Origin of the sequence: Asticcacaulis sp. YBE204 (genome assembly GCF_000495855.1) — a bacterium.
Lineage (GTDB): Bacteria > Pseudomonadota > Alphaproteobacteria > Caulobacterales > Caulobacteraceae > Asticcacaulis.
This window is the reverse complement of record NZ_AWGF01000002.1, coordinates 267,918-292,138: the sequence shown is the minus strand read 5'-3', so window position 1 is coordinate 292,138 and position 24,221 is coordinate 267,918. Positions and strand designations below refer to the sequence as shown.

General features: G+C 58.6%; 24 protein-coding genes. 8 read left to right on the top strand and 16 right to left on the bottom strand.

Annotated features, from left to right (window positions below):
- Positions 1-117: 117 nt before the first annotated feature.
- Entirely contained in the window at positions 118-1,083 is a 966-nt protein-coding gene (locus AEYBE204_RS39840; protein ID WP_162148392.1) for an RICIN domain-containing protein, read from the bottom strand.
- On the opposite strand from AEYBE204_RS39840, the gene AEYBE204_RS25430 reads away from it, so the two are divergent.
- The 3 genes from AEYBE204_RS25430 to AEYBE204_RS25420 all read left to right on the top strand — a co-directional run bounded on the left by AEYBE204_RS25430 (position 1,061) and on the right by AEYBE204_RS25420 (position 3,631).
- Positions 1,061-2,605: an amidase gene (locus AEYBE204_RS25430; protein ID WP_023461239.1), complete on the top strand. Its 1,545-nt coding sequence runs from the start codon at positions 1,061-1,063 to the stop codon at positions 2,603-2,605. The two genes, AEYBE204_RS39840 and AEYBE204_RS25430, sit on opposite strands and share 23 nt — an antisense overlap.
- A 114-nt stretch (positions 2,606-2,719) precedes the next feature.
- Complete coding sequence (locus tag AEYBE204_RS25425; RefSeq protein WP_023461238.1) at positions 2,720-2,989, top strand: hypothetical protein; 270 nt, start codon at positions 2,720-2,722, stop codon at positions 2,987-2,989.
- A gap of 21 nt (positions 2,990-3,010) precedes the next feature.
- Positions 3,011-3,631, top strand: a complete 621-nt coding sequence (locus AEYBE204_RS25420; protein WP_023461237.1) for a hypothetical protein — start codon at positions 3,011-3,013, stop codon at positions 3,629-3,631.
- On the opposite strand, the gene AEYBE204_RS25415 is transcribed toward AEYBE204_RS25420, so the two are convergent.
- Positions 3,628-4,914 (bottom strand): MFS transporter, encoded by a 1,287-nt coding sequence (locus AEYBE204_RS25415; RefSeq protein WP_023461236.1) that lies wholly within the window; start codon positions 4,912-4,914, stop codon positions 3,628-3,630. The genes AEYBE204_RS25420 and AEYBE204_RS25415 overlap by 4 nt on opposite strands.
- Before the next feature lie 206 nt (positions 4,915-5,120).
- Between AEYBE204_RS25415 and AEYBE204_RS25410 the strand changes: the two genes are divergently transcribed.
- Positions 5,121-7,139, top strand: a complete 2,019-nt coding sequence (locus tag AEYBE204_RS25410; RefSeq protein ID WP_369751799.1) for an alpha/beta fold hydrolase — start codon at positions 5,121-5,123, stop codon at positions 7,137-7,139.
- On the opposite strand, the gene AEYBE204_RS25405 is transcribed toward AEYBE204_RS25410, so the two are convergent.
- The 5 genes from AEYBE204_RS25405 to AEYBE204_RS39835 all read right to left on the bottom strand — a co-directional run bounded on the left by AEYBE204_RS25405 (position 7,140) and on the right by AEYBE204_RS39835 (position 11,788).
- The gene (locus AEYBE204_RS25405; protein WP_023461234.1) at positions 7,140-8,411 is read right to left on the bottom strand and encodes a rhamnogalacturonan acetylesterase; all 1,272 of its coding nucleotides are present in this window, start codon (positions 8,409-8,411) and stop codon (positions 7,140-7,142) included.
- A 236-nt stretch (positions 8,412-8,647) separates the two neighbouring features.
- The gene (locus tag AEYBE204_RS25400; RefSeq protein ID WP_155908252.1) at positions 8,648-9,295 is read right to left on the bottom strand and encodes a hypothetical protein; all 648 of its coding nucleotides are present in this window, start codon (positions 9,293-9,295) and stop codon (positions 8,648-8,650) included.
- A gap of 172 nt (positions 9,296-9,467) precedes the next feature.
- Positions 9,468-9,692: a nucleotidyltransferase family protein gene (locus AEYBE204_RS25395; protein WP_023461232.1), complete on the bottom strand. Its 225-nt coding sequence runs from the start codon at positions 9,690-9,692 to the stop codon at positions 9,468-9,470.
- 253 nt (positions 9,693-9,945) lie between these two features.
- Entirely contained in the window at positions 9,946-10,578 is a 633-nt protein-coding gene (locus AEYBE204_RS40230) for a HEPN domain-containing protein (protein ID WP_155908250.1), read from the bottom strand.
- Positions 10,562-11,788 (bottom strand): DUF262 domain-containing protein, encoded by a 1,227-nt coding sequence (locus tag AEYBE204_RS39835; RefSeq protein WP_081724576.1) that lies wholly within the window; start codon positions 11,786-11,788, stop codon positions 10,562-10,564. Before AEYBE204_RS39835 ends, AEYBE204_RS40230 begins: the two co-directional genes overlap by 17 nt.
- Positions 11,789-12,139: 351 nt before the next feature.
- On the opposite strand from AEYBE204_RS39835, the gene typA reads away from it, so the two are divergent.
- The 4 genes from typA (at position 12,140) to AEYBE204_RS25375 (ending at position 17,038) form a co-directional block, all read left to right on the top strand.
- Positions 12,140-13,975, top strand: coding sequence for a translational GTPase TypA (typA, locus tag AEYBE204_RS25390; RefSeq protein WP_023461231.1), 1,836 nt, complete (start codon positions 12,140-12,142; stop codon positions 13,973-13,975).
- 89 nt (positions 13,976-14,064) lie between these two features.
- Positions 14,065-14,454 carry a VOC family protein gene (locus AEYBE204_RS25385; protein ID WP_023461230.1) on the top strand — a complete coding sequence of 130 codons (390 nt, stop codon included), beginning with the start codon at positions 14,065-14,067 and terminating at the stop codon, positions 14,452-14,454.
- A 101-nt stretch (positions 14,455-14,555) separates the two neighbouring features.
- Positions 14,556-15,098, top strand: coding sequence for an OmpA family protein (locus AEYBE204_RS25380; protein WP_023461229.1), 543 nt, complete (start codon positions 14,556-14,558; stop codon positions 15,096-15,098).
- Between the two features lie 116 nt (positions 15,099-15,214).
- Positions 15,215-17,038: a DUF885 family protein gene (locus AEYBE204_RS25375; RefSeq protein ID WP_023461228.1), complete on the top strand. Its 1,824-nt coding sequence runs from the start codon at positions 15,215-15,217 to the stop codon at positions 17,036-17,038.
- Positions 17,039-17,424: 386 nt separating this feature from the next.
- Here AEYBE204_RS25375 and AEYBE204_RS25370 read toward each other — a convergent pair whose 3' ends face one another.
- From AEYBE204_RS25370 to AEYBE204_RS25335, 9 genes are all read right to left on the bottom strand, one after another.
- Positions 17,425-17,832, bottom strand: coding sequence for a hypothetical protein (locus tag AEYBE204_RS25370; protein WP_023461226.1), 408 nt, complete (start codon positions 17,830-17,832; stop codon positions 17,425-17,427).
- 172 nt (positions 17,833-18,004) lie between these two features.
- On the bottom strand, positions 18,005-18,760 hold the full coding sequence (locus AEYBE204_RS39830; protein WP_081724575.1) for an endonuclease NucS domain-containing protein: 756 nt from the start codon (positions 18,758-18,760) through the stop codon (positions 18,005-18,007).
- Positions 18,761-18,839: 79 nt separating this feature from the next.
- Positions 18,840-20,258, bottom strand: coding sequence for an NAD(P)(+) transhydrogenase (Re/Si-specific) subunit beta (locus AEYBE204_RS25365; protein ID WP_023461224.1), 1,419 nt, complete (start codon positions 20,256-20,258; stop codon positions 18,840-18,842).
- A complete protein-coding gene (locus tag AEYBE204_RS25360; RefSeq protein ID WP_023461223.1) occupies positions 20,258-20,593 on the bottom strand; it encodes a proton-translocating transhydrogenase family protein in 336 nt (111 codons plus the stop codon). Before AEYBE204_RS25360 ends, AEYBE204_RS25365 begins: the two co-directional genes overlap by 1 nt.
- Positions 20,580-20,990 (bottom strand): nuclear transport factor 2 family protein, encoded by a 411-nt coding sequence (locus tag AEYBE204_RS25355; RefSeq protein ID WP_023461222.1) that lies wholly within the window; start codon positions 20,988-20,990, stop codon positions 20,580-20,582. The genes AEYBE204_RS25360 and AEYBE204_RS25355 overlap by 14 nt, the downstream gene beginning before the upstream one ends.
- Positions 20,987-22,117 carry a Re/Si-specific NAD(P)(+) transhydrogenase subunit alpha gene (locus AEYBE204_RS25350; RefSeq protein ID WP_031229917.1) on the bottom strand — a complete coding sequence of 377 codons (1,131 nt, stop codon included), beginning with the start codon at positions 22,115-22,117 and terminating at the stop codon, positions 20,987-20,989. Before AEYBE204_RS25350 ends, AEYBE204_RS25355 begins: the two co-directional genes overlap by 4 nt.
- 161 nt (positions 22,118-22,278) lie before the next feature.
- Positions 22,279-22,848: a DUF4287 domain-containing protein gene (locus tag AEYBE204_RS25345; protein WP_031229915.1), complete on the bottom strand. Its 570-nt coding sequence runs from the start codon at positions 22,846-22,848 to the stop codon at positions 22,279-22,281.
- A 90-nt stretch (positions 22,849-22,938) separates the two neighbouring features.
- Positions 22,939-23,745 (bottom strand): DUF817 domain-containing protein, encoded by an 807-nt coding sequence (locus tag AEYBE204_RS25340; protein ID WP_031229913.1) that lies wholly within the window; start codon positions 23,743-23,745, stop codon positions 22,939-22,941.
- A gap of 53 nt (positions 23,746-23,798) precedes the next feature.
- A complete protein-coding gene (locus AEYBE204_RS25335) occupies positions 23,799-24,041 on the bottom strand; it encodes an aa3-type cytochrome c oxidase subunit IV (protein ID WP_023461218.1) in 243 nt (80 codons plus the stop codon).
- Positions 24,042-24,221 lie beyond the last annotated feature (180 nt).

Below are 24,221 nucleotides of genomic sequence, written 5' to 3'. Positions count from 1 at the left end.
CATAGCTGGTCTGGTGTCGGGGATATTGCTGTCCACCGCCGTACTGGTCGTCGCGGCCAAACGGAAATGAAAAACGGCGCGGATCGCTCCGCGCCGTTTCCTATGAGCTGATCTGTATTAGTTACCGCCGCCCGCCGCGACCAGACCCGACTTGGGGGCCAGGACATTACCACCGCCCGCCGCGACGAGGGTGGAGCCGTCGTTTCCGATGAGCGAGGCACCGTCGTTCCCGACGAGGTTACCGCCGCCGGCCGCGACCAGGCCATTGCTTCTGATAACTGCACCTGTGGCAGCATTGTTCGTCTTACCCGTCAGCGTCGCGCCGCCCGCTATCCCCGCAAGTTCTTTCTTCGGGACAAAGTCCGCAAAGCCGAAGCGCTGATTGCTCTTCGCCGCTTTTTTACTCCACAACGCCCATTCTTCTTCGCATTTGTAGGCGATGATACGGGCGCCGTCGCTTTTACTTCCGAATTGGACATCGGCGCAAAAGCCTTCTTCATTGCGCAGGAAGCCTTTCTCGTCATTAACCCATTTTTGAGCCGGCGAGCTGTTGCAATTCGTGACGACCAGAGGCGTACCATTTTTTTGGTTAAAGGAGACGGCCGAGGTGCTCAGGCATTTGTCATTAACCTTTAGTTGACCATAGTTGCCGGAAGCGAAAACGAAGTTTTGGTTTGAGCCGCCATGGCAGCCCCAAAGAACGATAGCTCCTGTGTTGCCGGCGACATCCAGACACTTTCCAACCGCGGTGCCGCTGGCGATAACCTGGGTGCCGGCGTAGGACGTGCCAGCAAAAGCGAAGGCGCTGCCAGCGACCAGAGCGGCCACGGCAATAAGGTGAGAAATACGCATAATATCTCCTTTGATGTTTCCCAGCCCCTCGGCCGCCGGGTGCATGATGGCGGCTTTTGAACAGCCTTGGTGGGGGCTCTGAGGGAACCATACACCATTCGTTGTTTTTGAAAATCGCCGTTCTTCGGGTTTCGGTATTTGTAATGCGGCGCTTGCGGCAAGCGGTTTGCCGTGTAACCTTTGCCGGGGTTTTTCAAAGGAAACGGCGATGAAAACGATTTTACCGATCATGCTGGTGGCGGTTCTGTCTATAGGTCCGGTGAGCGCGGCGCCGAAAACCGACGTCGTAAAGGAAGCCTCGGTCGAGTCCCTGCAAGCGGCCATGCGTAGAGGCGAGACCTCCGCCGAAGCCCTGACCCGCGCCTCGATCAAACGCATCGAGACCTTCGATAAATCCAGAGGTCTGAATTCGGTCATCGTCCTCAACCCCAATGCCGTGGCCGAGGCGAAGGCGCTGGATGCCGAGCGCAAGGCCGGAAAAATCCGCGGGCCGTTGCATGGCATTCCGGTCCTGATCAAGGACAATGTCGAGACCAAAGACCCGATCGCCACCACGGCGGGATCTTTGGCGCTCAAAGACAATGTCACCGGGCGCGACGCCCCGGTGGTGGCGCGGTTGCGCGCGGCGGGCGCGGTCATCCTCGGCAAGACCAACCTGTCTGAATGGGCCAATATCCGCGACAACGATTCGATGAGCGGCTGGAGCGCGGTGGGCGGGCTGACCGGCAATGCTTACGATGCGCGTCGCTCGGCCTGCGGGTCGTCGTCGGGCAGCGGCGTCGCCGTGGCGTGGAGCTTCGCGGTGCTGGCCGTCGGCACCGAAACCGACGGGTCGGTGGTCTGTCCCTCGGCCATGAACGGTATCGTCGGCCTGAAACCCTCGATGGGCCTGATTTCGCGCACCCATGTCGTGCCGATCTCGCATTCTCAGGATATCCCCGGACCGATGGCTCGCAGCGTAAAAGACGTCGCCGTCATGCTCGGCGTCATGGCGGGCAGCGATCCCGCCGATTCTGCCACAGCCGAGGCCGACGGGCATAAGCTCGATTACACCGCCCGGTTATCGCCCGATGCCCTGAAAGGCGTCCGCATCGGCGTCCTGCGCGACCGCACGGGCGGACCGGGCAAGATCGAGCCGGTGTTCAACGCCGCGCTCAAATCTCTGGAGGCTGCCGGGGCCGTGCTGGTCGACATCCCGGTGTCGCGCATCGAAGGGCTGGGCGAAGCGGAACTGACCGTTTTAAAGACCGAACTTAAGGCCGACCTCAACGCCTATCTGGCCACCACGCCCGCGACGGTGAAAACGCGCACGCTTGCCGAGGTCATCGCCTTCAACACCGCCCATGCCGCGACCGAAATGCCCTTCTTCGGTCAGGCCTTCTTCGTCGATGCCGAAACCACCAAAGGGCTCGACGATCCGGCCTACAAACTGGCCGCCGCCAAGGCCCGCTCTGTGTCGCAGAGCCATATCGACGGTCTGCTGAAATCCTACAACGTCACCCTTCTCGTCGCCCCGACCTATGGCCTGCCGTGGTTGTCAGACGAGGTCAATGGCGATCAATTCAGCGGCCCGTCGGCCAGCCAGTGGCCGGCCATGTCGGGCTATCCGCACCTGACCGTGCCGATGGGCTATGTGCAGGGCTTGCCGCTCGGCCTGTCGTTTATCGGCACCCAATGGTCGGACGAAGGCCTGCTGCGTGCGGGCTATGCCTTTGAACAACAGGCGAAGGTTCGCGTCCCGCCGAAGGAATAATCCCCCCATTTTTTGATGAGCAAGATAGTTTTTTGATGCGCGTGGCAGGCGGCCCGAAGGTCATTCTTATGCGCGGCGGCGTAGGCTGAGGACAAATCAGCCTCAGGATTCGCCATGAAAACCGCACTCCTCACCAACGCCAACCGTATCTTAAGCGTTCTGCCCTTCGCGCAGGCCTTCACCAAACAACCGCAATCGCCGCAACTCGTGGCCGCTGCCGCTCTGGTCAATGCGCCGTTCATCCGCCGCGCCGCCCCCGGCCTGAGCGCCGCCGTCACCATCGGGTTGGCCGCCATCGCGGCCGTTTCCTTCATCAAGGGTCTCAAGCGTCGTCAGAACCAGACGGCGCCCGATACCGAACTGGTGCGTTCATCCGCCACTTAGGCTTTGACTGAGGAGGTCGTCATGCCGATCAGGCCCTTGCTGTCCGGCACCTTGCTTGAGGCCCGCGCCTGGAACCGATCGGGCGGTGTGCAAACCAGGGTGAAACCGCGCCATGCCCTGTCCATCAGTTTATGGACGGGTTTGATGGTGACTGCCCTCGCCACCGTCGTTATTGCCACGCAGGTAACAGGAGGTGATATGCCCGAGGACGCTCAACCGCACGCCTATGCCGATCCGCGCAACCTCTACCCGGATACCTCCGAGGTCGTGCGCGAAAAGCTCGACGTGCGCCCGGTGTTACCGATACAGGCTCAAAATACCGGAACCTTCGGCTACGCCTTTGCACCGTCGGCCTTTGAGGTGCCCGCCTATCGACCTGTGGCGGACACATGGGTCGAGCCGTCTAACACCTATTCCGAGCCCACTGCGCCGCGCGGGGATAAGGCCGTATATCTGGCGTCCGACAAGCCTTCGTCCGGTGTCATGATCTGCACCGATGTGTGTCGTAACGCCGAATCCGAAGCGCGAGATACGGTCGAACCCTTGCCCGAGGCTGCCCCCATCATATCGAACGACAAGGCCCCCGTCGTCCCGGCCTCCGAAGGCGCGCCGGTCATCATCGAAACGCCGACCGAGGATTAGACCTCGTCCTTGCCCGACGCGAAAATGCACAGCAGCGTAATCAGCGCCGCCGCCAGCAGATAGTAGCCGACATGGCTCAGGCCGTAGGTTTTCTGTAACCACGTCGCGGCATAGGGCGCCAGAGACGCCCCGAAAATACCGGCGAAATTGAAGGTCAGGGACGAGCCCGTATAGCGTACGCTGGTGGGAAACGGCGCGGCCAGCGCCGTGCCGATCAGGGCGTAGGTCATTCCCATCAGCGCCATGGCCAGAGCCGCGAAAACGAAAATACCCGCTTCGCTGCCGCCCATCAGGACCGGCAGCAGGAACGAAAACAGCGCGATGGCGATCGTCGTGCCGATCAGGACTTCACGACGTCCGAAACGTTCGGCCAGTTTGGCCGACAGGGGGATGAACAGACCGAAGGCCAGCGACCCCAGAATCTGGATTTCCAGCGCGTCGATATAGGGGATTTGGCGAACCTTGGTATTGTAGGACAGGAGCCAGGCGCTGCCGATATAGAACAGGACGAAGGTGACCAGTGCCACGAAGGTGCCCAGAAACAGGCTGCGCTTGTGGCGGGCGAAAATGTCGACCAGAGGCACCTTGACGCGCTCTTCCTTGTCGATGGCCTGCTGGAATTCCGGCGTTTCGGTGATCGACAGACGCACCCACAGACCGACCATGATCAGTACCAGCGAGGCGATGAACGGTATGCGCCAGCCCCAGCTTAGCAGCGCCTCCTGAGAAATGAAATGCAGCAGAATCCAGAACGCGCCCGACGAGAGCAGCAGTCCCAGCGGTGCCCCCAGCTGCGGGAACATGCCGTACCACGAACGCTTGCCTTCCGGCGCGTTTTCGGTCGCCAGCAACACCGCACCGCCCCATTCGCCCCCCAGACCGAGCCCCTGACCGAACCGGCACAGCGACAACAGGAAGGGCGCCCAGACGCCGATCTGCGCGTAGGACGGCAGGCAGCCGATCAGCACCGTCGAAATCCCCATGGTCAGCAAGGCCGCGACCAGCGTCGCCTTGCGGCCGACCCGGTCGCCGAAATGCCCGAAGACCATAGCGCCGATGGGTCTGGCGAAAAAGGCCAGCGAGAAGGTGGCGAACGACTGCAACAGTGCCGAGGTCGGGTCGCTGGTCGGAAAGAACAGCGTCGGAAACACCAGCACGGCGGCGGTCGTGTAGACGTAGAAATCGAAGAACTCGATCGTCGTGCCGATCAGGCTGGCGACAAGCACCTGAGCCGGGGAATTGACCGGCTTGGTCCCGGTGGGCTCGATCTGGGCGGTGGTCATGGATATGTCCTGGGTAGTCCCGTTATGCCGGGGTTTTATAGGCGTGGCGTAGCGGATTTCAGACCTGAGGGGAAGCGCGTTTTACTATTGCATTGGCCCGGCTATTCTATCACGCTCAATCTGCGGGGGTATTTTACCGTTGAGACTTGTCGTCTTCGATCCGGCTGATTAAGCTGAAAAAGGTGTTCGGGGTGAGCGCCGGGACTATGTGGGGGAATAGCCAGATGAAACAGGTATTTGACCGGCGCGCCGTTATGGGCAGCTTGTTGGGTGTAAGCATCGTACCGTTGGGGGCAAGGGCTGCCGAAACGATGTCTGCGCCAGCGTCCCAGAACAATATCCCGCCGCACAAGATACCGCCGCAACCGGCCCTCGACGCCTTTTGCCGGAAACCGGCTGTTCACGACGTCAGCCTGTCGCCGGACGGGAAGCGCATTGCGCTGATCACGTGGGTCAGGGACCGTTTCGTGCTCCTGACTCAGGTGACGACGGGTGGCGACGTTCGCACCTTCGATCTGGGAACCGGCAAGGTCCGTTCGGTGATCTGGGGCGATGAGCGTAATGTCGTGGTTCAGGTCTCTACGACGATAGGGCTGGAAGCCTTTGCCGGCAGCCGTCAGGAACATACCCAGGCCCATTGCATCAACATAGAAACGGGCAAGATCCGTACCCTGTTCGACGATATGGGTGGTCATTACAATATCGTCGAAGGCGACATCAATCGCATAAAACAGGACGGCAAATACTATATCACCGCCTCCAACTATCAGATGCTGGGTGATTTCCCCCTTTTACTGTACCGGTTCGACTTCGACACCATCAAGGGCAAGCTGATCGATACGGCGAACAGCGATACCCACGGATGGGTCGTGACCCCGTCGGGCGTGCTGGTGGCGCGCTCGGAATATGTTCGCCTGCGCAAGGAATGGCGCCTGCTGATGCGCAACGAAAAGGGCTTCTGGCGGCCCGTTTTCACCCAGAAGGAAGCCATCGACTACCCGTCGCTGATCGGTCTGGGCCGGGATGAAAATTCGGCCATCATCTACCTAGACTCCGGCGACAATGCCGGGGAATATTTAGAGGTCAAATCCGACGGCACGCTCTCCGAACCGCTGGACAAGGGCGGCTATAATCGCGCGCCGCGGTTCCATCCGACGACGCGGCTGTTTGCCGGTTTCGCGCGCTGGGACGATTGGGTGAGCTACGAATACAGCGACCCTCAGCTAAAGCGCATCGCCGAAGTGTGTCAGAAGGCCATGCCGGGCTATAATGTCTCCATCTACGAATTTGCTGCCGAAGACCCGCGCAAGGTCATCATTTACGGTGAAAGCCCCGACGACCCTGGCACCTATTATTACATCGATTTCGGCAGCAAGGATTATGTCGCGGTCGGTGAGAACTATCCCGACCTACCGCCGGAATGGATCACCCAGAAAAAGCCGATCTCTTACAAGGCAACGGACGGGCTGACGATCCACGGTTACCTGACCTTGCCGCCCCATCGTGACGCCAAAAACCTGCCCCTGATCGTGCTGCCGCACGGCGGTCCCCATGCGCGCGATACCTCCAGCTTCGACTGGGAGGTTCAGCTCTATGCCTCGCGCGGCTATGCCGTCCTGCAACCGAACTTCCGGGGCTCGACCGGTTACGGCGACGATTTTGTCGAGGCCGGTTACGGTCAGTGGGGCCGGAAAATGCAGACCGACCTGTCCGACGGCGTCCGCCATCTGGTCGCCCAAGGGCTGGTCGATCCCAAACGAGTCGCCATCGTCGGGGCCTCCTATGGCGGTTATGCCGCTCTGGCCGGGGTGACCCTCGATCCCGGCGTCTATAACTGCGCCGTATCGGTGGCAGGGATCTCCGACATCAAGTCCATGCTCGACTTCGACACCAGCCAGTCGGGTTCCAGCACCAGCCCGATGATGTTGTCGCTCAAGCGCTCGGTCGGCGATCGCAAGACCCTCGATCAGATTTCACCGATCAAGTTCGTCGATAAGGTCACGGTCCCCGTCCTGCTCATCCACGGCAAGGACGATATCGTCGTCGATATCGGCCAGAGCCGCAAGATGGAACGTGCGCTCAAATCGGCGGGCAAGGACATGACCTTCATCGAACTGAAGGGCGAGGACCACTGGTCGTCGGTCGAGGCCCGGCGGCTGGAAATGTCCACCGCCATCGTCGCCTTTATCGAGAAGCATAACCCGCCCGACCCAACGCGAGTATAACTACTGTTCCTGATTGACCCCCAGTGGCCGTTCGGTGGTGAAGGCGGCGCTCGGCGGCACCTTGAAGTCTTTCTCCAGCAAAGGCTTCGACGGATCGTAACCCGGCAGATCGGCGACGATCTCGCTGGCGACCGGAGCCTTGGCCTCGCGCAACCCTTGCGCCACGATCTTGGCCAGTTCGTAGGCCCCGTAAGGCCCGTGGTGGGTGCCGTCTTTCTTGGAATAATCCTCGTTGTGCATGAACAGCGCCATGGCCGCCTTCGGCCCCAGCGTCTCGTACAGCACCCGGCTCTTGTCGTGCAGATCGATGAAGATCGCGCCTGATTCCGCCGCGGCCTCCTTGGCCAGTTGCGGATAATTGCCCAGCGTCTCGGTCACCTTACCGCCCTCGAAGCGGTTGCGGTGCATCGGCGAGACGATCACGGCGGTGCCGCCCCTGGCCTTCACCTGCGTCGCCCAGTCGATGAGGATCGCCTTGTACTTTGGCTCGGCGTCGGCGTCCTTCGACTTCTGGTCGTTGTGGCCGAACTGCACGATGAAATAGTCGCCAGGTTTGATCAGCGAGATGATCTTGTCGAAGCGGTTGGCGCCCTTCGATGAGAAGGTCGATTCCCCCGACTCACCGTGATTGGCGACGGCCACGGTCGGCTTGAAAAAGCGCGGCAGCATCTGCCCCCACGAGGCATAGGGCTCGCCCGACTGATCGCAGACCGTCGAATCCCCCAGCACATAAAGTGTCGGCACGGTGACCGGCTCGACCGTGATCGCGCGCACGGCAGGGGTGCCGTTGAACTCCAGCGTCAGGCGCGCATCCCAAGCGCGGGCTTCGGTCTCGACCTCGCGCGGCACCTTGAGCTTCACCTTACCACCCGGATAGACCGGCGTGCGGACATTGACGATGAAGGTCTTCGTCACCGAGCCCTTGGCGGGCACCTTGACGCGCTCCAGCATCAGGCGGCGCAGCTCGGCCTTGACGGTGGTCTCCGACGCCTGATCGCCGCCGAAGGTGACCGTGACCTTGTAATTGCCCTCCGGCACGTCGACCGAATAGTAGAAGGCCCCGTTGGCGCTCTGCTTTTGCAACAGCGGCGCGGTGCCCTCGACGCCGAACCCGGCGGCCGGGTCATAGACTGCATTGCCGACCACGGCGGAGGCCGTCGGCTTGGCGTCGCTGCCGAAAACGAAGGTTTTGGCGTGCGCCGGGAGAGCCAGAGCGCACACCAGCGCCGTCCCGGCAAAGAGCGAGCGATTGAAAACCGATGAAAAAGCCATGAAAGCCCCCTGAAGCATTGTTGTCGTTTTTATACGACAAATGCCGCCTCAGCCGTCGCCCGGTCAAGCCTTTATCCCTGCGACTTTGGTCTATAGAGGAAATCTCCGCCATAGACTCCCGCCTTCCCCTCGCCCCTATGGGGAGAGGGTGGCGCGAAGCGCCGGGTGAGGGGGCAATCTTTCTTCTCCCTCTCCCTGAGGGAGAGGGTCGGGGTGAGGGAACTGTGTCCCCACACTCAGGACGGTCCCGGTTTCCGCCTCGGATCAGCCATCGGCGTCCCGTCCTCATCGTACCAGGGATCATCCGGATAGGGATCGTCCGCGAAATCATCCGCCAGATCATCGAGTTCCCGGCTCAGTTCGCCGTCTTCGTCGATGTCGGGATGATAGCGCAACTCGGTCTTCAACCGGTCGAGCACATGCCGCCACGGGTCTTTGCCGCCGTCAGTTTTCGCCGTCGCCACCGGCATCGTCGCAGAAGCGGGCGCGCGCTTGGTTTCCAGCTTGGCCAGCTTCGGCGCTACCGGCAAACCCACAACCCGCGCCACAGGCGGCGCGACGGGCACGGCCGGAGCGGGCAAGGTCGGTCCCGACAGCTTGCCCTTGCCGATAAGGCTCTGTTCCCACTCGGATTTATTGACTAGTTCGACGCGATGGACGATCTTGGTCGCCGCCTGTTTGTCGCGCAGCACGTCGGCGGCATCACAGCGCGAATAAACCCGCTCGACCAGCGCGCCGAAGCGCATGGCGCGCTCGGCCTCGACCATGTCTTCGGGATCGTCCATCTGCTCGACGCACATCAGGATGCGGTCGGCAAAGGCGCGCAACCGCGCCCGCCGTTCCTCCGGCGTCAGCCTCTCCGATGTGCGCGGGTCCTGTGACATAGGAACAGGATAGGCGCCCCGGACGGGGGAGGGGATAAGTTCGCCTCTAAATCCCCTCGCCCCTATGGGGAGAGGGTTAGGGTGAGGGGGCTGGCTCCGAGCGTGTAACTTCCCCCTCACCCGGCGCTTCGCGCCACCCTCTCCCCACAGGGGCGAGGGGAAGGGCAGTAAGTTAAACAGCGGCGGCTTCGCGCACGACCTGATCGCGGAAGCTGACCGGCAGGTCTTGCGGTGTGAGCACCTGAACCCGCACCCCCAGCCGCTCCTCAAGCTCGACCTGTAAACCGGCGATATCGAACAGGGACGTTCCCGAGGGTGCATCGACCAGCAAATCGAGATCGCTGGCCTCGGTGTCCGTGCCTTTCAGCACCGAGCCGAACACACGCGGGTTCAGCAACCGAAAGCGCTGTGTCAGGCTTCGGATATCTCCACGATATAGGCTAGGGCGTCGGACGGCTTCATGGGTATAAAATGTACCCAATTCGGTGCTGGCTGGCAACGACGGCTAGGTGGATAGCTCGACTTACATCAGAATGCGGTCGGCAAAGGCGCGCAAGCGCGCCCGCCGTTCCTCCGGCGTCAGCCTCTCCGATGTGCGCGGGTACTGTGACATGGGCACAGGATAGGCGCGCCGGACGGGGAGGGATAAGTTACATTTTTTTCATGCCGATTGATAAAGCTTTGCAAGCAGCTTTATCAAACTCTATTAAACCATCTTTTATTATTTTTATTTCGCCTATTATTGAACTCTTTGTTTCTTTTCTTGTTATAATAACTTTATGCGCTATATCTCCTCGCTTAACTCCGTAAGCATCTAGCGCATTTGATGTAAGTGGATCGATATCATCAGGCTCTATTCCTATAGGGACCAGCAATGATCTTTGATTTTCTTTTCTGACACCATGATTTTTTTCAATTTGCTTATGTAAATTTACCTTGGCCAAATTGGCAAAAGTGGAAAAATTTGATGCTACATCTGAAGAAATTTTCTTTCTAGCGTTGTTTTCCTCAAGTTGAGCAATTGTTTCATAGGCTGTCATGCTCACAAGTGCCTTAGATATAATGCTCTCTCTGTTGTATAATTCTATTGCCTTTGTGGATATGTCTTTGCTTAATCTTTCAAGATATTCTTCAAAGGCGGCATGGGTAAGTAGTATGTATGATTGAACTTTTAAGTGATGTATCTTTGTATTGCATGATGTATCAGGAACTTTATATAAAATGGGTTTTATTTGAGTTAGTGTAGAAATTAAATTTTTATAGGCATCAGTTGGCGCTTTCATTTTGCGTATCCGGTATATTCAATTGAATGCCAGTTAATTGTCCTACGGCTTTATACCATCGCTCAAATCTGAGATGTGTAGCGCTTGTGGATTTAGTGGTGGTTTCAACGGCGCGTGTAAAATCGTTATCAGATGAAACTTCTGTGAAGACGCGTAGAAGTTCTCCGGGGTGATCTTTAGCAAACTTTCGGATGCCGGAATTTTGCATAGACCCAACAAGAACATCAAAGATGGCTCTATTAAATCGAGTTTCAAAATTTCCATCAACAATTTTGCGGCAGAATTTTTTCAAGCCAAACTCTTCAATTCCTACGGCAATCGCACCTTCCATAGATTCTAACGCGGTTTCCACCGCAGTTGAAAACGTTTTGTCTGAAAATTTAGAGTTAAAATCAATGCAGGTCTCATCCAGAAAGGCTTTGAGGTCGCCCCTATAAGCCCCATCAAACATATTAAAGGCTAAAAATCGAACGGCTAATTCCACGTCTGCCATTCTTGGGTCGGAGGCCTTTTTGCCTAAAATTTTATGTAGATTTTTTGGCTTTTCAGTCCATTTTATAATGAATTTTAAGAATTCACCTGGGTGTAGAGACATTCTTAATTCCATTGGAGAAAGTTTTACAGATCCAGAATTCAATCTATAAAATATCTCATAGAGCACTCGTTCGTCTTTCCAGCCTCTAATAACGGCAGTTCGTATGGTTTCATTCAATAATCGGTAAGACCATTCAGAATCATCTTCTAAATCTTTCCAACTTTTTCCTTCTATGTCTTTTAAAACGCGCAAATTTCTTAATTTAAATATCCTTCCATTTGGAAGTTTTCCGTCTATAAATTCTTTAATGGTAAGCAAGCGCTGTTTTCCATCTAAGACGACGAAGTTATTTTTTTGGTTTGGTTTTGAAGAAAGTAATATTTGAGGTATCGGAATTCCTAGCAATAAAGATTCTATGAATATAGATTTCGATTTGCTGTTCCAAACGTTTCTTCGCTGAAACTCAGGGTCTAAATCAATTTGCTTTCCGATCTGAGAGTGAAGAGTTTGAACTGTCCAATCTGACGGAGCTATAATTAATTGTGAAAAATCTTCTCCAGTGACAGTTGTCTCGCCCTCATCTTCCATGGGGTCTTGTGTTTCTATAACGATATCCTCATCGAAGGCTACGTCCTCGATAAAGTGTTCTGAATCTTCAGTAATTATATCAGACATTGGGCACCGATTTTTTAATTCGTATATATAATTGATAATTTAAGCAGGATTGCTACACAACTATAAATTTAACTTCTTTTTTCCTATGAATTTTACCCCTTCGCACCCGCGAAAATAATCGGGGCGAGGGGGTGGTGCTTTGACGTAGATTCGGTTATAGAGCGCGCCAAATCCAACACGCCGAACACTTTGGCCTCTCCCACACACTTGCGAGGGGCTTTTGTTTTGGCGGCGCGTATTCCGGGGCTCTTAAGGTTTTAAGGTCGGGTGCGTGTGGAAAAGAGGCCCCCTCACCCGGTCCTTCGGACCACCCTCTCCCCGCAGGGGCGAGGGGATTAACCAGAGCATTACATGAACCTTCGTAATATCGCCATCATCGCTCACGTTGACCACGGCAAGACCACGCTCGTTGACGCCCTTCTGGCGCAGTCCGGCGTCTTCCGCGCCAACGAGGCCACCGTCGAACGCGCCATGGACTCCAACGACCAGGAGCGCGAGCGCGGCATCACCATTCTCGCCAAATGTACCTCCGTCCTGTGGGACGGCAAGGCCGGCGAAACCCGCATCAACATCATCGACACCCCGGGCCACGCCGACTTCGGCGGTGAAGTCGAGCGTATCCTCGGCATGGTGGACGGCTGCGTCATCCTGATCGACGCCGAAGAAGGCGTCATGCCGCAGACCAAGTTCGTGCTGGGCAAGGCGCTGAAGCTGGGCCTGCGTCCGATCCTGTGCATCAACAAGGTCGACCGCCCGCACGCCGATCCGGACCGCGTCCACAACGAAGCCTTCGACCTGTTCGCCGCCATGGGCGCGACCGAAGACCAGCTCGACTTCCCGCACATCTATGCGTCGGGCAAGAACGGCTGGGCGACGATGGACCTCAACACGCCGTCCGACAACCTCGGCCCGCTGTTCGACCTGATCGTCGACCACGTTCCGGCCCCCAAGGTCATCGAGAACGTCAACGAGCCCTTCCAGATGCTGGCCGTTCTGATCGAATCCGATCCGTTCCTGGGCCGCATCCTGACGGGTCGCGTCAATTCGGGTAAGGCGGTTGCCGGTCTGGCCATCAAGGCGCTGAACCGTGACGGCGTCGAAATCGAGCGCGGCCGCATCACCAAGGTGCTGGCCTTCCGCGGCCTCAAGCGCCAGCCGGTCGACGAAGGCACCGAAGCCGGTGACATCTGCGCCATCGCCGGTCTGTCGAAGGCGACCGTCGCCGACACCTTGTGCGACATGAGCCTGACCGACGCGCTGCCCGCGCAGCCGATCGACCCGCCGACCATCTCGATGACCGTTTCGGTCAACGACTCGCCGCTGGCGGGCAAGGAAGGCACCAAGGTGCAGTCGCGCGTTATCCGTGAGCGTCTGCTGCGCGAAGCCGAATCGAACGTCGCCATCCGCGTCACCGAAACCGACGAGAAGGACGCCTTCGAAGTCGCCGGTCGCGGTGAACTGCAACTGGGCGTGCTGATCGAAAACATGCGCCGCGAAGGCTTCGAAGTCGCCATTTCGCGTCCGCGCGTGGTGTTCAAGAACGACCCGGAAACCGGCGAGCGTCTGGAGCCCATCGAAGACGTCCTGATCGACGTGGACGAAGAATATACCGGCGTCGTCATCGAAAAGCTGTCGGCCCGTAAAGCCGAACTGAAGGACATGGGCCCGTCGGGCGCCGGCAAGACGCGTATCACGCTGAAGTCGCCGTCGCGTTCGCTGATCGGTTATCAGGGCGAGTTCCTGACCGACACGCGCGGCTCGGGCGTTCTGAACCGCGTCTTCTCGCACTACGAAGGCTATAAGGGCCTGATCGACCAGAACCGTAAGGGCGTGCTGATCTCGAACGGCGACGGCGAGACCTCGGCTTTCGCCCTGTGGAAGCTGGAAGAGCGCGGCACCATGTTCGTGGGCGGCGGTGAAAAGACCTATATGGGTATGATCATCGGCGAAAATTCGCGTACCGACGACCTCGACGTCAACCCGATGAAGACGAAGCAGCTGACCAACATCCGCGCTTCGGGCACCGACGAAGCCATCCGCCTGACGCCGCCGCGCCGTCCGACTCTGGAACAGGCCATCGCCTATATCGAAGACGATGAGCTGGTCGAAGTGACGCCGAAGTCGATCCGTCTGCGCAAGAAGGAACTGAACCCGTCGTTCCGCAAGAAGCGCGTCAAGGTCGACTAAGCGTCCTTCCGAGTGAGACCCTGAACGCCGTCGGTGCCTTTCGCGCCGGCGGCGTTTATCGTAGGGTGGGCCGGTTCAGGAGATATGCCATGACCTTGTCCTCTATAGTCGCGCGGCCGTTTCTGCCCGCAAAGGATTTCGCCCTCAGCAAGGCTTTTTACGAAGCGCTGGGGTTTGAAAAGACGCTCGACAGTCAGGTGGCGATCTTCTCCTGTGGCGGGGCGGGCGGCTTCATCCTTCAGAACTACTATGTGAAGGACTGGGCCGAGAACTTCATGATGCAGTTGATGGTCGAAGACCTCGATGCGTGGTGGGCGCATATCGAAGGCCTCGATCTGGTCGGGCGGTTCGGGGTGCCGGCGCCGACGCCGCCAAAAATGCAGGCCTGGGGGCTGCGGCTGGCCTATGTTTATGACCCGGCGGGCGTGTTGTGGCACGTCGCCGAGGCGCGGCCCGACGCCCCTCAGGATCGGGCCTAAGCGATCGAAGCCTCATCGTTCCTTTAGGAAATCGCCTTTTTCCGGACGATTTTGACTCCTTAACTGGCAGCAGGGCCGGGGACGGAAACAGGAAGGTTTCGATGAAGCATTTGAAATCCCGCGCATTAATTGTCGCGCTGCCTTTGGTTCTGGCCTTGTCGGCCTGCGCCAGCCACAAATATGTGGATGACCGGATTGCCGCCGCCAATGGCCGTATCGACGGACTCGACCGGACGACGCAGGAGGCCCTGACCCGCGCCACGGCGGCGGGCAAGCTGGCGGAAGGCAAGTTCGTCTATTCGGTCGTCCTGACCGACGACTCGATCAGGTTTGATACCGGGCAGGCAGTTCTGTCGGAAGCCGGCCAGCAGACTTTGGCACAACTGGCGTCACGGCTGAAAGCCGACAACAAGAACGTCTATCTGGAAATACAGGGCTATACGGACTCCACTGGGACCGATGCCGTCAATTACAAACTGGGAGCCGAGCGTGCCGATAGTGTGCGGCGGTATCTCAACCGTCAGGGCGTGGCTTTGAACCGCATGTCCTCCATGTCCTACGGCTCTGAGCAACCCGTGGCCGGTAACGATACCGCTGAGGGCCGGGCGCAGAACCGCAGGGTGGTCATCGTCGTTCTGTCGTAGAAGGAAAAAGCCCGTGTCGGGATGACGCGGGCTTTTTCCTGCCTGACATAATCCGGTTGCTCACGTAACAAATCCCTCCTAGTCTGCCCGGTGCAGTTTCAAAAAGGGATAGGATTATGGTGGATCGTCGTTCGGTATTTATGGGGGCGGGGGCGCTGATGGCCACCTCGGTGCTGTCAGGGGCTCTGACAACCCGCGTGATGGCCGCGGACTCCGATCCGGCTGAGGCCAAAAAGCTCAATGTCATTTTCGAGACGGCGTTCAACGAATTGCTGGTTCTGTCGCCGACGATGAGTACCTATCTAGGGCTCGACAAGGGCGAATACGCCTACCAAAAATCGAAGCTCGATCACGCCACGCGTGCCGAACGCGACAAGCAGATCGCCTATTATGCGCGCACCATCAAGGCGCTGGAAGGGCTTGATCGGTCAAAGCTTCAGGGCATGGACCGCGTCAATTACGATACCGTTCTGTGGGATATGAAGAACGGCCTGAAAGGCGTGACGATCTTCAAGACCATGGGGACGCCCTATACGGTGACTCAGTTGTCGGGCAGCTATCTGCAAACGCCGGACTTCCTCGACAATATGCACATGATCGAGACGAAGGCCGATGCCGACGCCTATCTGTCGCGGCTGAATGAATTCGCGGTTGTACTGAACGAGGAAACCGACAACTTCAATGCCGATGCCGCCATGGGCGTGGTGCCGCCGGATTTCGCCATGGATAAAGCCATCAAACAGTTGTCGGGCATTCGGGATACCAAGGCCGCGGATTCGGTGCTGGTGCAGTCGCTGGCGCGTCGCGCCAGAGAGGCGAAGGTCGCGGGCGACTGGGCGGCACTGGCCACGAAAATCTACGAAGGTCCGGTGCGTACGGCGCTTGACCGTCAGGTCAAGGCGCTTGAGGCCGCCTTGCCCAAGGCCACCCATGACGCCGGCGTGTGGCGCCTGCCGCAGGGTGCGGAGATCTATGCCTACAGCGTTCGTTCGGGCACCTCGACCGACATGACGGCGGATGAAATCCACCAGATCGGCCTCGACAAGGTCAAGGAAATCAACGCCGAGCTGGAAACGGTGATGGCTAAGCTGGGGATGACCAAGGGCACGCCAGGCGAGCGCATGAAGGCGATGGCCAAGGACCCGAAGTTCGTCTTCGAAAATACCGACGCGGGCAAGGACAAGCTGCTGGCGCATCTGAACGCCCAGATCGGCGTGGTTCAGGCCAAGCTGCCGGCCTATTTCGGCGTCCTGCCCAAGGCGAAGGTCGAGGTCAAGCGCGTCCCCAAGGCGACCGAACTGGGGGCGCCGGGCGGCTATTATCAGTCGCCGTCGCTCGACGGGACGCGGCCGGGGGCCTATTACATCAACCTGCGCGACACGGCGGAGGTGCCAAGCTGGACCCTGCCGACGCTCACCTATCACGAAGCGATCCCCGGCCACCACATGCAGATTTCCATCCAGCAGGAGAACAAGAACCTGCCGATGCTGCGTCAGATTTCGGGCTTCAACGCCTATATCGAAGGTTGGGCGCTGTACGCCGAGGAAGTCGCGGCCAAGGACATGGGCATGTACGACGACGATCCCTATGGGCGCATCGGTTACCTGCACGACGCCCTGTTCCGCGCCTGCCGCCTGGTGGTCGATACGGGGATGCACCACAAGCGCTGGACGCGCGAGCAGGCGATCGACTTCATGGCGACCCAGATGGGCGATGACGTGGCCACCACCACGACCGAGATCGAGCGCTACTGCGTGTGGCCGGGTCAGGCGCTGGGCTACATGATCGGCAAGATCAAGTGGCAGGACCTGCGCGCCCGGTCGCAAACAAAGTTGGGTGCGAAGTTCGATATCAAGGCCTTCCACGATACCGGCCTGACCGCCGGGGCCATGCCGCTGGCCGTGCTGGAGCAGCTCTATGCGGACAAAGGCATGATCTGAGGATAGGCCCGCGCATTCTACCTGTCTAAGGAGTAAACTTGCTTTTCGGACGTTTTTGTGTTAGCACCTAGGGAAAGGTAGGAAGCGTTAACGCCTCCCACCCCGCCTTTAGAAGAGGTCTCTCAGCTTGCTGATTTGGATGGTCAAATCAAATATCAGCTTTCTGAGAGACGTTCTAAAAGAGAACCGAAACCGAAGTTTCATGGCGTTCTCCTCTAGGAGCATCAGGCGAATTTACCTGACGGTAAAATTAAGCCATGCTTGGTAAAGCAAATCAAGAATTGCATGATTTCCATTTGCACCCAGGGGTGGAATTCTCTGTCCTTGACCAATAAAAAAGCCCGCGCCGAATGACGCGGGCTTTTGGCTTTTGAGGGGGCCGATGGTTACTTCTTCGCGGCGTCGTCGCCGGAGATGAAGCCGTCGCCGTCCTTGTCGCGCTTCTTGAAGTCCGCGAGGCTGTATTCCGTCAGTTCCTCGATCGTCACCTTGCCGTCGGCATTGGCGTCGGCGTTGAGGATGCCGCTGATGCGCTTGGCGGTCTTGGGGTCATCGAGCGGCGCGATAGCGACGTAGAATTTCTCGACCTCGGCCTTATCCGCGAATTTGTCGCCGTTAGCATCGATCTTCTTGAAAGTCTGAGGCTTATCGCGGGTCCATTCGGCGGGGCTCAGTTTGCCGTCGCCGTCCTTGTCCATCTTGGCAAAGTGTTCGGGCAGGGCAGTCTGGGCGGTGGCGGCACCGGCGGCCAGCAACAGCGCGCCGGTAACGGCGAGGGTCGTGTGAATTTTCATGTGTGCATTCCCTAGATGTCATTGATCCGCAGAATATTGGCGGCGCTGTCGTTGCAGCGTGCGGAGACTGTCCCGCGATAAGAGAGGAATGTCCATACGACAAACGTCTATGGTAGCGTTAAAACAGAAGATAGTTGATGCTTGAAATGATATTATGCAGAACTGGAAAGGATCAGACTGAATTGAATAAAAACTTCACCTTATATGTCGTTAATGACAAGTGAGGGACCATTTTGGCTGCCGACTTTGCTTTACCCGTGAATTCCGACGCAACCAGAATGCCGCGTACCTGTCCTTCCTCTTCGGAGGAGATATCGCCCATATAGCTTAGAATTTGAGCAACGGCGTTTGGCCCCGCTGGACCAGCTTTAAGCTCTATGACGACTGTAATGCCGTTTTGGTCTCGCGCAGTGATATCAATTCGTCCGGATTCAACAATGCGTTCGACGCCATCATCGATAAGCACCAAGCCCTCTTCTAAGGAGGTTATGTGCTTTCGCAAGGCGGATTGCATATCTCTTTCGAGGCCAATGCGTTGACCTTCAACGTCTTCGACTTGATGCAGTATCGCAGTTGAAACGGGATCGTTTTCCGGAATAATTTCATGCCCAGCGAAGCTGGGGTCGGAAGTCTTTGTATCCAGAAACCGTGCGTATCGACGTATGGCATCTTTGTAAGAGGCAAGATTATTACGAATGTTTGCCTGAGCGTCCAAAGGGATTTTAGAGGGGTTTGCTCGCCCTCGGCGTGCATCTTCTGCTGAATAAGTTAGCAGAGATATGACGGTTTCAAGCCTGTCATGCTTGAAATGTTGATCAAGATCACCATGATATTTTTCTACACGCTGAGACCGATGCAATTGAGCAGTGACTGTACCTGAATCGTAACTTTGCGCTTGCAGCCACATCTTGTACAATTTTTCTTGCATAAAGCCTCAATTGACGAGTTGGTTGCAATAGATTGGGGTCAAGGGGCCTGAGGCCCCTTGCCTTGCCTTGTCTTTCTTCTTAAAGCGCCTTGACGATGCCTTCGACCATCTTCTTGGCATCGGCAAACAACATCATGGTGTTGTCGCGGAAGAAGAGTTCGTTCTCGACCCCGGCGTAGCCCGACGACATGCCGCGCTTGACGAAGAGGACGGTCTGGGCCTTTTCGACGTCGAGGATCGGCATGCCGAAGATGGCCGAGGTCGGGTCGGTCTTGGCCGCCGGGTTGGTGACGTCGTTGGCGCCGATGACGAAGGCGACGTCCGCCGTGGCGAATTCGCTGTTGATGTCCTCAAGCTCGAACACCTCGTCGTAGGGGACATTGGCTTCGGCCAGCAGGACGTTCATGTGGCCGGGCATACGACCGGCGACGGGGTGGATGGCGTATTTGACCTCGACGCCTTCCTCTTTCAGCTTGTCGGCCATTTCGCGCAGCGCGTGCTGGGCCTGAGCCACCGCCATGCCGTAGCCGGGGACGATGATGACCTTCGAGGCGTTCTTCATGATGAAGGCGGCGTCGTCGGCGGAGCCCTGTTTCACCGGACGGGTTTCGACGTGGCCGCCACCGGCAGCCGCCGAGGTATCCGCCCCAAAACCACCTAAGATGACGCTGATGAAGCTGCGGTTCATGCCCTTGCACATGATGTAGCTGAGGATCGCGCCGGAGGAGCCGACCAGCGCGCCGGTGATGATCAGGGCCATGTTTTCCAGCGTGAAGCCCAGCGCGGCCGCGGCCCAGCCGGAATAGGAGTTGAGCATTGAGACGACGACCGGCATGTCGGCCCCGCCGATCGGGATGATCAGGGTGACACCCAGCACCAGCGCGATCAGGAAGATGCCCCAGAAGGCCCAGGTCGCCTGACCCGCCGTGGCGATCAGCACGCCGATCAGGGCGACGATGGCCAGACCCAGTACGATGTTGAGCAGGTGGCGGGCGGGCAGCAGGATCGGCGCGCCGGACATATTGCCGTTGAGCTTGGCGAAGGCGATAACCGAACCGGTGAAGGTGATCGCGCCGATGGCGACGCCGAGCGACAGTTCGATCAGCGACTGCGTCTTGATGCCGAGGCCTGAGTCGATGTGGAAGGCTTCGGGGGCATAGAGCGCGCCGACGGCGACCAGACAGGCGGCGAGACCGACCAGCGAGTGGAAGGCGGCCACAAGTTGCGGCATCGAGGTCATCGAGACCTTTTTGGCGATGGTCGCCCCGGCGATGCCGCCGACCGCGATGCCGCCGAGGATCAGGCCGATGGTGACGGGGTCGAGGTCGCCGCCGATGAACAGGCCGAGCAGGGTGACGCCGACGGCGATGGCCATGCCAACCATGCCGTAGAGATTGCCCTGACGCGAGGTTTCGGGCGACGACAGGCCGCGCAGGGCGAGGATGAACAGCACGCCCGACACGAGGTAGGCGAGGGCGGAGAAATCAGCAAAAGACATCAGTGCGCTCCCTCTTTCTTGGCCTGAGCGGGGCGTTCTTTCTTCTTATACATGGCCAGCATGCGGCGGGTGACCATGAAGCCCCCGAAGATATTGACGGCGGCCAGGGCCGAGGCGATCGCGCCGGAGCCCTTGGAGACCCAAGCACCCGCGCCGAAACCCGACGCGGCAGCGGCGATCAGCGCGCCGACGATGATGACCGAGGAAATGGCGTTGGTGACGGCCATCAGCGGCGTGTGCAGGGCCGGGGTCACCGACCACACGACGTAGTAGCCGACAAAGACCGCCAGCAGGAAGACGGCGAAGTGGAAAACGGTAGGACTAACGGCTTCCATGAGTGTTCCTCCGGATGGGGGCGATGGAATAGGCGACATCGGCCGACTGGATCAGGCCGTCGGCGGTGTGGGTCTGGATTTCGGTGACGATGTGGCTCGACTGATTGCGGTAGACCAGCGTATTGCCGTTCACCCCCAGACAGTTGGCGACCGGCTCGAACTTCAGGTTCGGCACGCGCGGCAGGGCCTTTTGCAGATAGTTGAAAAAGGCCTCGATGCCGGTAATCGTGCCGTCATCGCTCAATTCCATCTTGGCGATGAACGGCGAGGTGAAGACGACGTCGTCGGCATAGAGCGACGCGATGGCGCGCGGATCATGGCTGTTCCACGCGTCGAACCAGTCGCGGCTCAGGCTCTCGTATTGGGTCTTGGTCAGGGTCATTTCATTCAGGCTCATTGGGCTTTCAATGCCGGGTGCACGATGGCCCCGTTCTGGGTGACCAGCGCGGCCTTGAGGATCTCGTCTTCGAAGTCGGGTGCGATCTCGCCCTCTTTGGTGAGCAGAAGGCCGACAAAGGCCTGAAGGTTTTTCGCATAGAGCGCCGAGGCGTCGTTGGCGATGGCCGTGACGATGTTCGACGGGCCGTAGATACGCACGCCGTTCACGTCGGTGACCTGATCGGCGACCGTGCCCTCGACATTGCCCCCTTGCGGCGCGGCGAGGTCGACCAGCACGGAACCGGGCTTCATCGAGGCGACCTGAACAGCGGTGACCAGCACCGGCGCGGCGCGGCCGGGGATCAGGGCCGTGGTGATGACGATGTCCTGCTTGCCGATGTGACTGGTGACCAGATCGGCCTGTTTGGCCTTATATTCCGCCGACATTTCCTTGGCATAGCCGCCGGCGGTCTGGGCGTTCTTGAACTCCTCGTCCTCGACGGCGATGAATTTTGCCCCCAGCGATTCGACCTGTTCCTTGGTCGCCGGACGCACGTCGGTGGCGGTGACGACCGCCCCCAGGCGCCGGGCCGTGGCGATGGCTTGCAGGCCCGCGACGCCGACGCCCATGACGAAGACCTTGGCCGGGGCGACGGTGCCTGCGGCGGTCATCATCATCGGGAAGGCCTTGCCGTACAGATGCGCGCCCTCGATGACCGCGCGGTAACCGGCGAGGTTGGCCTGAGACGACAGGGCGTCCATGACCTGGGCGCGGGTGATACGTGGCACGAATTCCATCGCGTAGGCCGTGATCCCAGCAGCGGCCAGCGCGTTGAGCGTGTCTTTTTCGCGGTGGGCATCGAGGAGCGCGATCAGGGTCGCGCCGGGTTTGAAACCGGTGATCTCAGCGGCCTGCGGGGCGCGAACCTTGAGCACGATGTCAGCCCCTTGGGCGACCGCTGTGCTGACGATCTCTGCCCCGGCAGCGCTGTAGGCGTCGTCGGTGAAGGCAGCGGCCACACCGGCGCCGCTTTCGATAATGACGCGTTGTCCGCTCTGCACCCACTTTTTGACCGTGTCCGGAGTCGCGCCGACGCGCGTTTCACCGGCTACGGTCTCCCTCAGAATTCCTATCGTCACTGGCAAGGTATGTCTCCCCGGATTTGTCTGATTAATTCAGAAAAATCCTTTCAATTGCAACATATTACGCTTTTACGGTTTGTGGCCCAATAAGGGTAAATGCGCATCAAGTAAAGTCAGCTTGTGAAGTTCGGCTAAATTAAGCGGCGTTTATTGACTTTGCGCATTTACGATCTTTCGTAAGCCATTTTGAGCAGGGCGATGATAGCGCTATCGACGTCATTGGGCCGTGAAAGGCGCGTTTTACTGGTCAACCGCTCGGACCACCCCTCCTTGCCCGCGGGCTCGAGGCGGAGATCGGAATCGGCAGATACGGCCAGACCCAGCCATGCGCCACCGCCCTTGATCGGGCGCAAGGCGGCGAACTGAACCTTGCTCGAAAAGGCGGAAAACGCCTTGCGCTGAGTGGGGACGAGGCCGTCGAAATCGGCGACGGCGGCTTCGACCGCGTTCAGGATGGCTATCGCGTCGGGATCGGTCCACAAGGCATCGCGCAGGGCCTGAGGTTCGTCCCAGTTATCCGGCGACGGGTAGGCGGCGTCGAGAATTTGCGCCGCGCGGTTGATGCCGAGGCCGTAAGTGTCTTTCAGCCAGACCTGACGGGCGCGCGGTTTGGTTTCGGGGCATTCGATTTTGACGATTTCGACCCATTCGGCCAGGGTCTTGCCGGTGTCGCGTTCCAGCGACGCCTGTACCGAGGCGAACCATTTCTGCTGGCGTTCTGTAAGATTCGTCATGGGGGCCCCGTGTTTGCGTTCTTTATAACCGCGTTTGGCCAAGACGACAGTCACGTGCGCGTTATGGTGCGGCGCTTACATCCTTCCTCTTTACGGAACCCTTGGCCGGATCACCAGACTGACCATGACGAAGCTGAGGACCAGCAGCAGCGCCCACGCGCCGAGTTTGTGCAGGCTGACCAGATGCCACGTCTCCTGTCCCGGATAGACCCAGGTTTTGGTAATGGTGCCGATATTTTCCGCCACCCACAGAAAAAACGCCGTCAGGAAATTGGCCAGCAGGAAGGGCATCTTCCGGTCGATCCTATCGACGCGAAAGACGATCCATGTCCGCCAGAACAGCAAGCCTATTCCCGCGAACAGCAGATACCGGATATCGAACACATAGTGGTGGGTAAAGAAGTTGAGATAGATCAACACCGCCAGCCCGATCGTCGCCCACAGCGGCGGATAGTGCGTATAGCGCAGGTCCATGACGCGACTGGCGCGGGCAATGAACGAGCCGACACAGGCATACATAAAACCGGTGAACAGCGGCACTTCGGCGATGTGGATGACGGCGGCTTCGGGATATTCCCACGATCCCATATGGGTCTTGAAAATTTCCATTACCGTGCCGACCACGTGGTAGAGAAAGATGACGCGGGCTTCTTCGAAGCTTTCTAACGGAGTCAGCAGCATCAGGATCTGGATCGCCACCGCCGCCCCGAACAGGAAATCGTAGCGATGGATCGGGGCGTTTTGCGGCCAGAGGAGATGCGTGACGATCAGCAAAGCCAGCATTGCCGCACCGAACAGGCACGACCACGCCATTTTCAGGCCGAAGAGGATGAACTCGGCCAATGGCGTCGGCAGGTGATCCAGCATCCGGTGGATGAACCGGCGCGGCGCCTGCAAAAAAGGCCCCAGCGGATGGGGCCTTTCACGGATTGGATTGTCACTCACCGTGATCAGTGCGCGCTGGCGCCTTTTTTCAGGACCAGGAACCCGACGACGGCCACGACGAAGGCAGCGATCGCGGCGGGGATGAAGCCCGCACCCTTGACGGCGAACCAGACGGTGAAGAACAGGAGGCCGACGGCGATGATCAGGCTGCCCCATTTGGCCATGCCGGTGAACATGTCGAAGGTTGCGGCCTGTTCGTGGATGTCCATCTCACCCTTGTGGTAGTCGCCCGAATGATCTGCGGCCATGATGCGTTTCCTGAAAGAAAATAGGTTTGTTATTCGTTCTTACAAAAGGTGCGTTGATCGGTCAACGGGGCGATGGACGGTGCGCTGGAAATAGCGTAAAACTGGTTTCAAATGATAAGAATATAGGCGGGCAGGATACGCACGGCAGGGCCGGTTTCCAACCACAGGATACGGGAACAG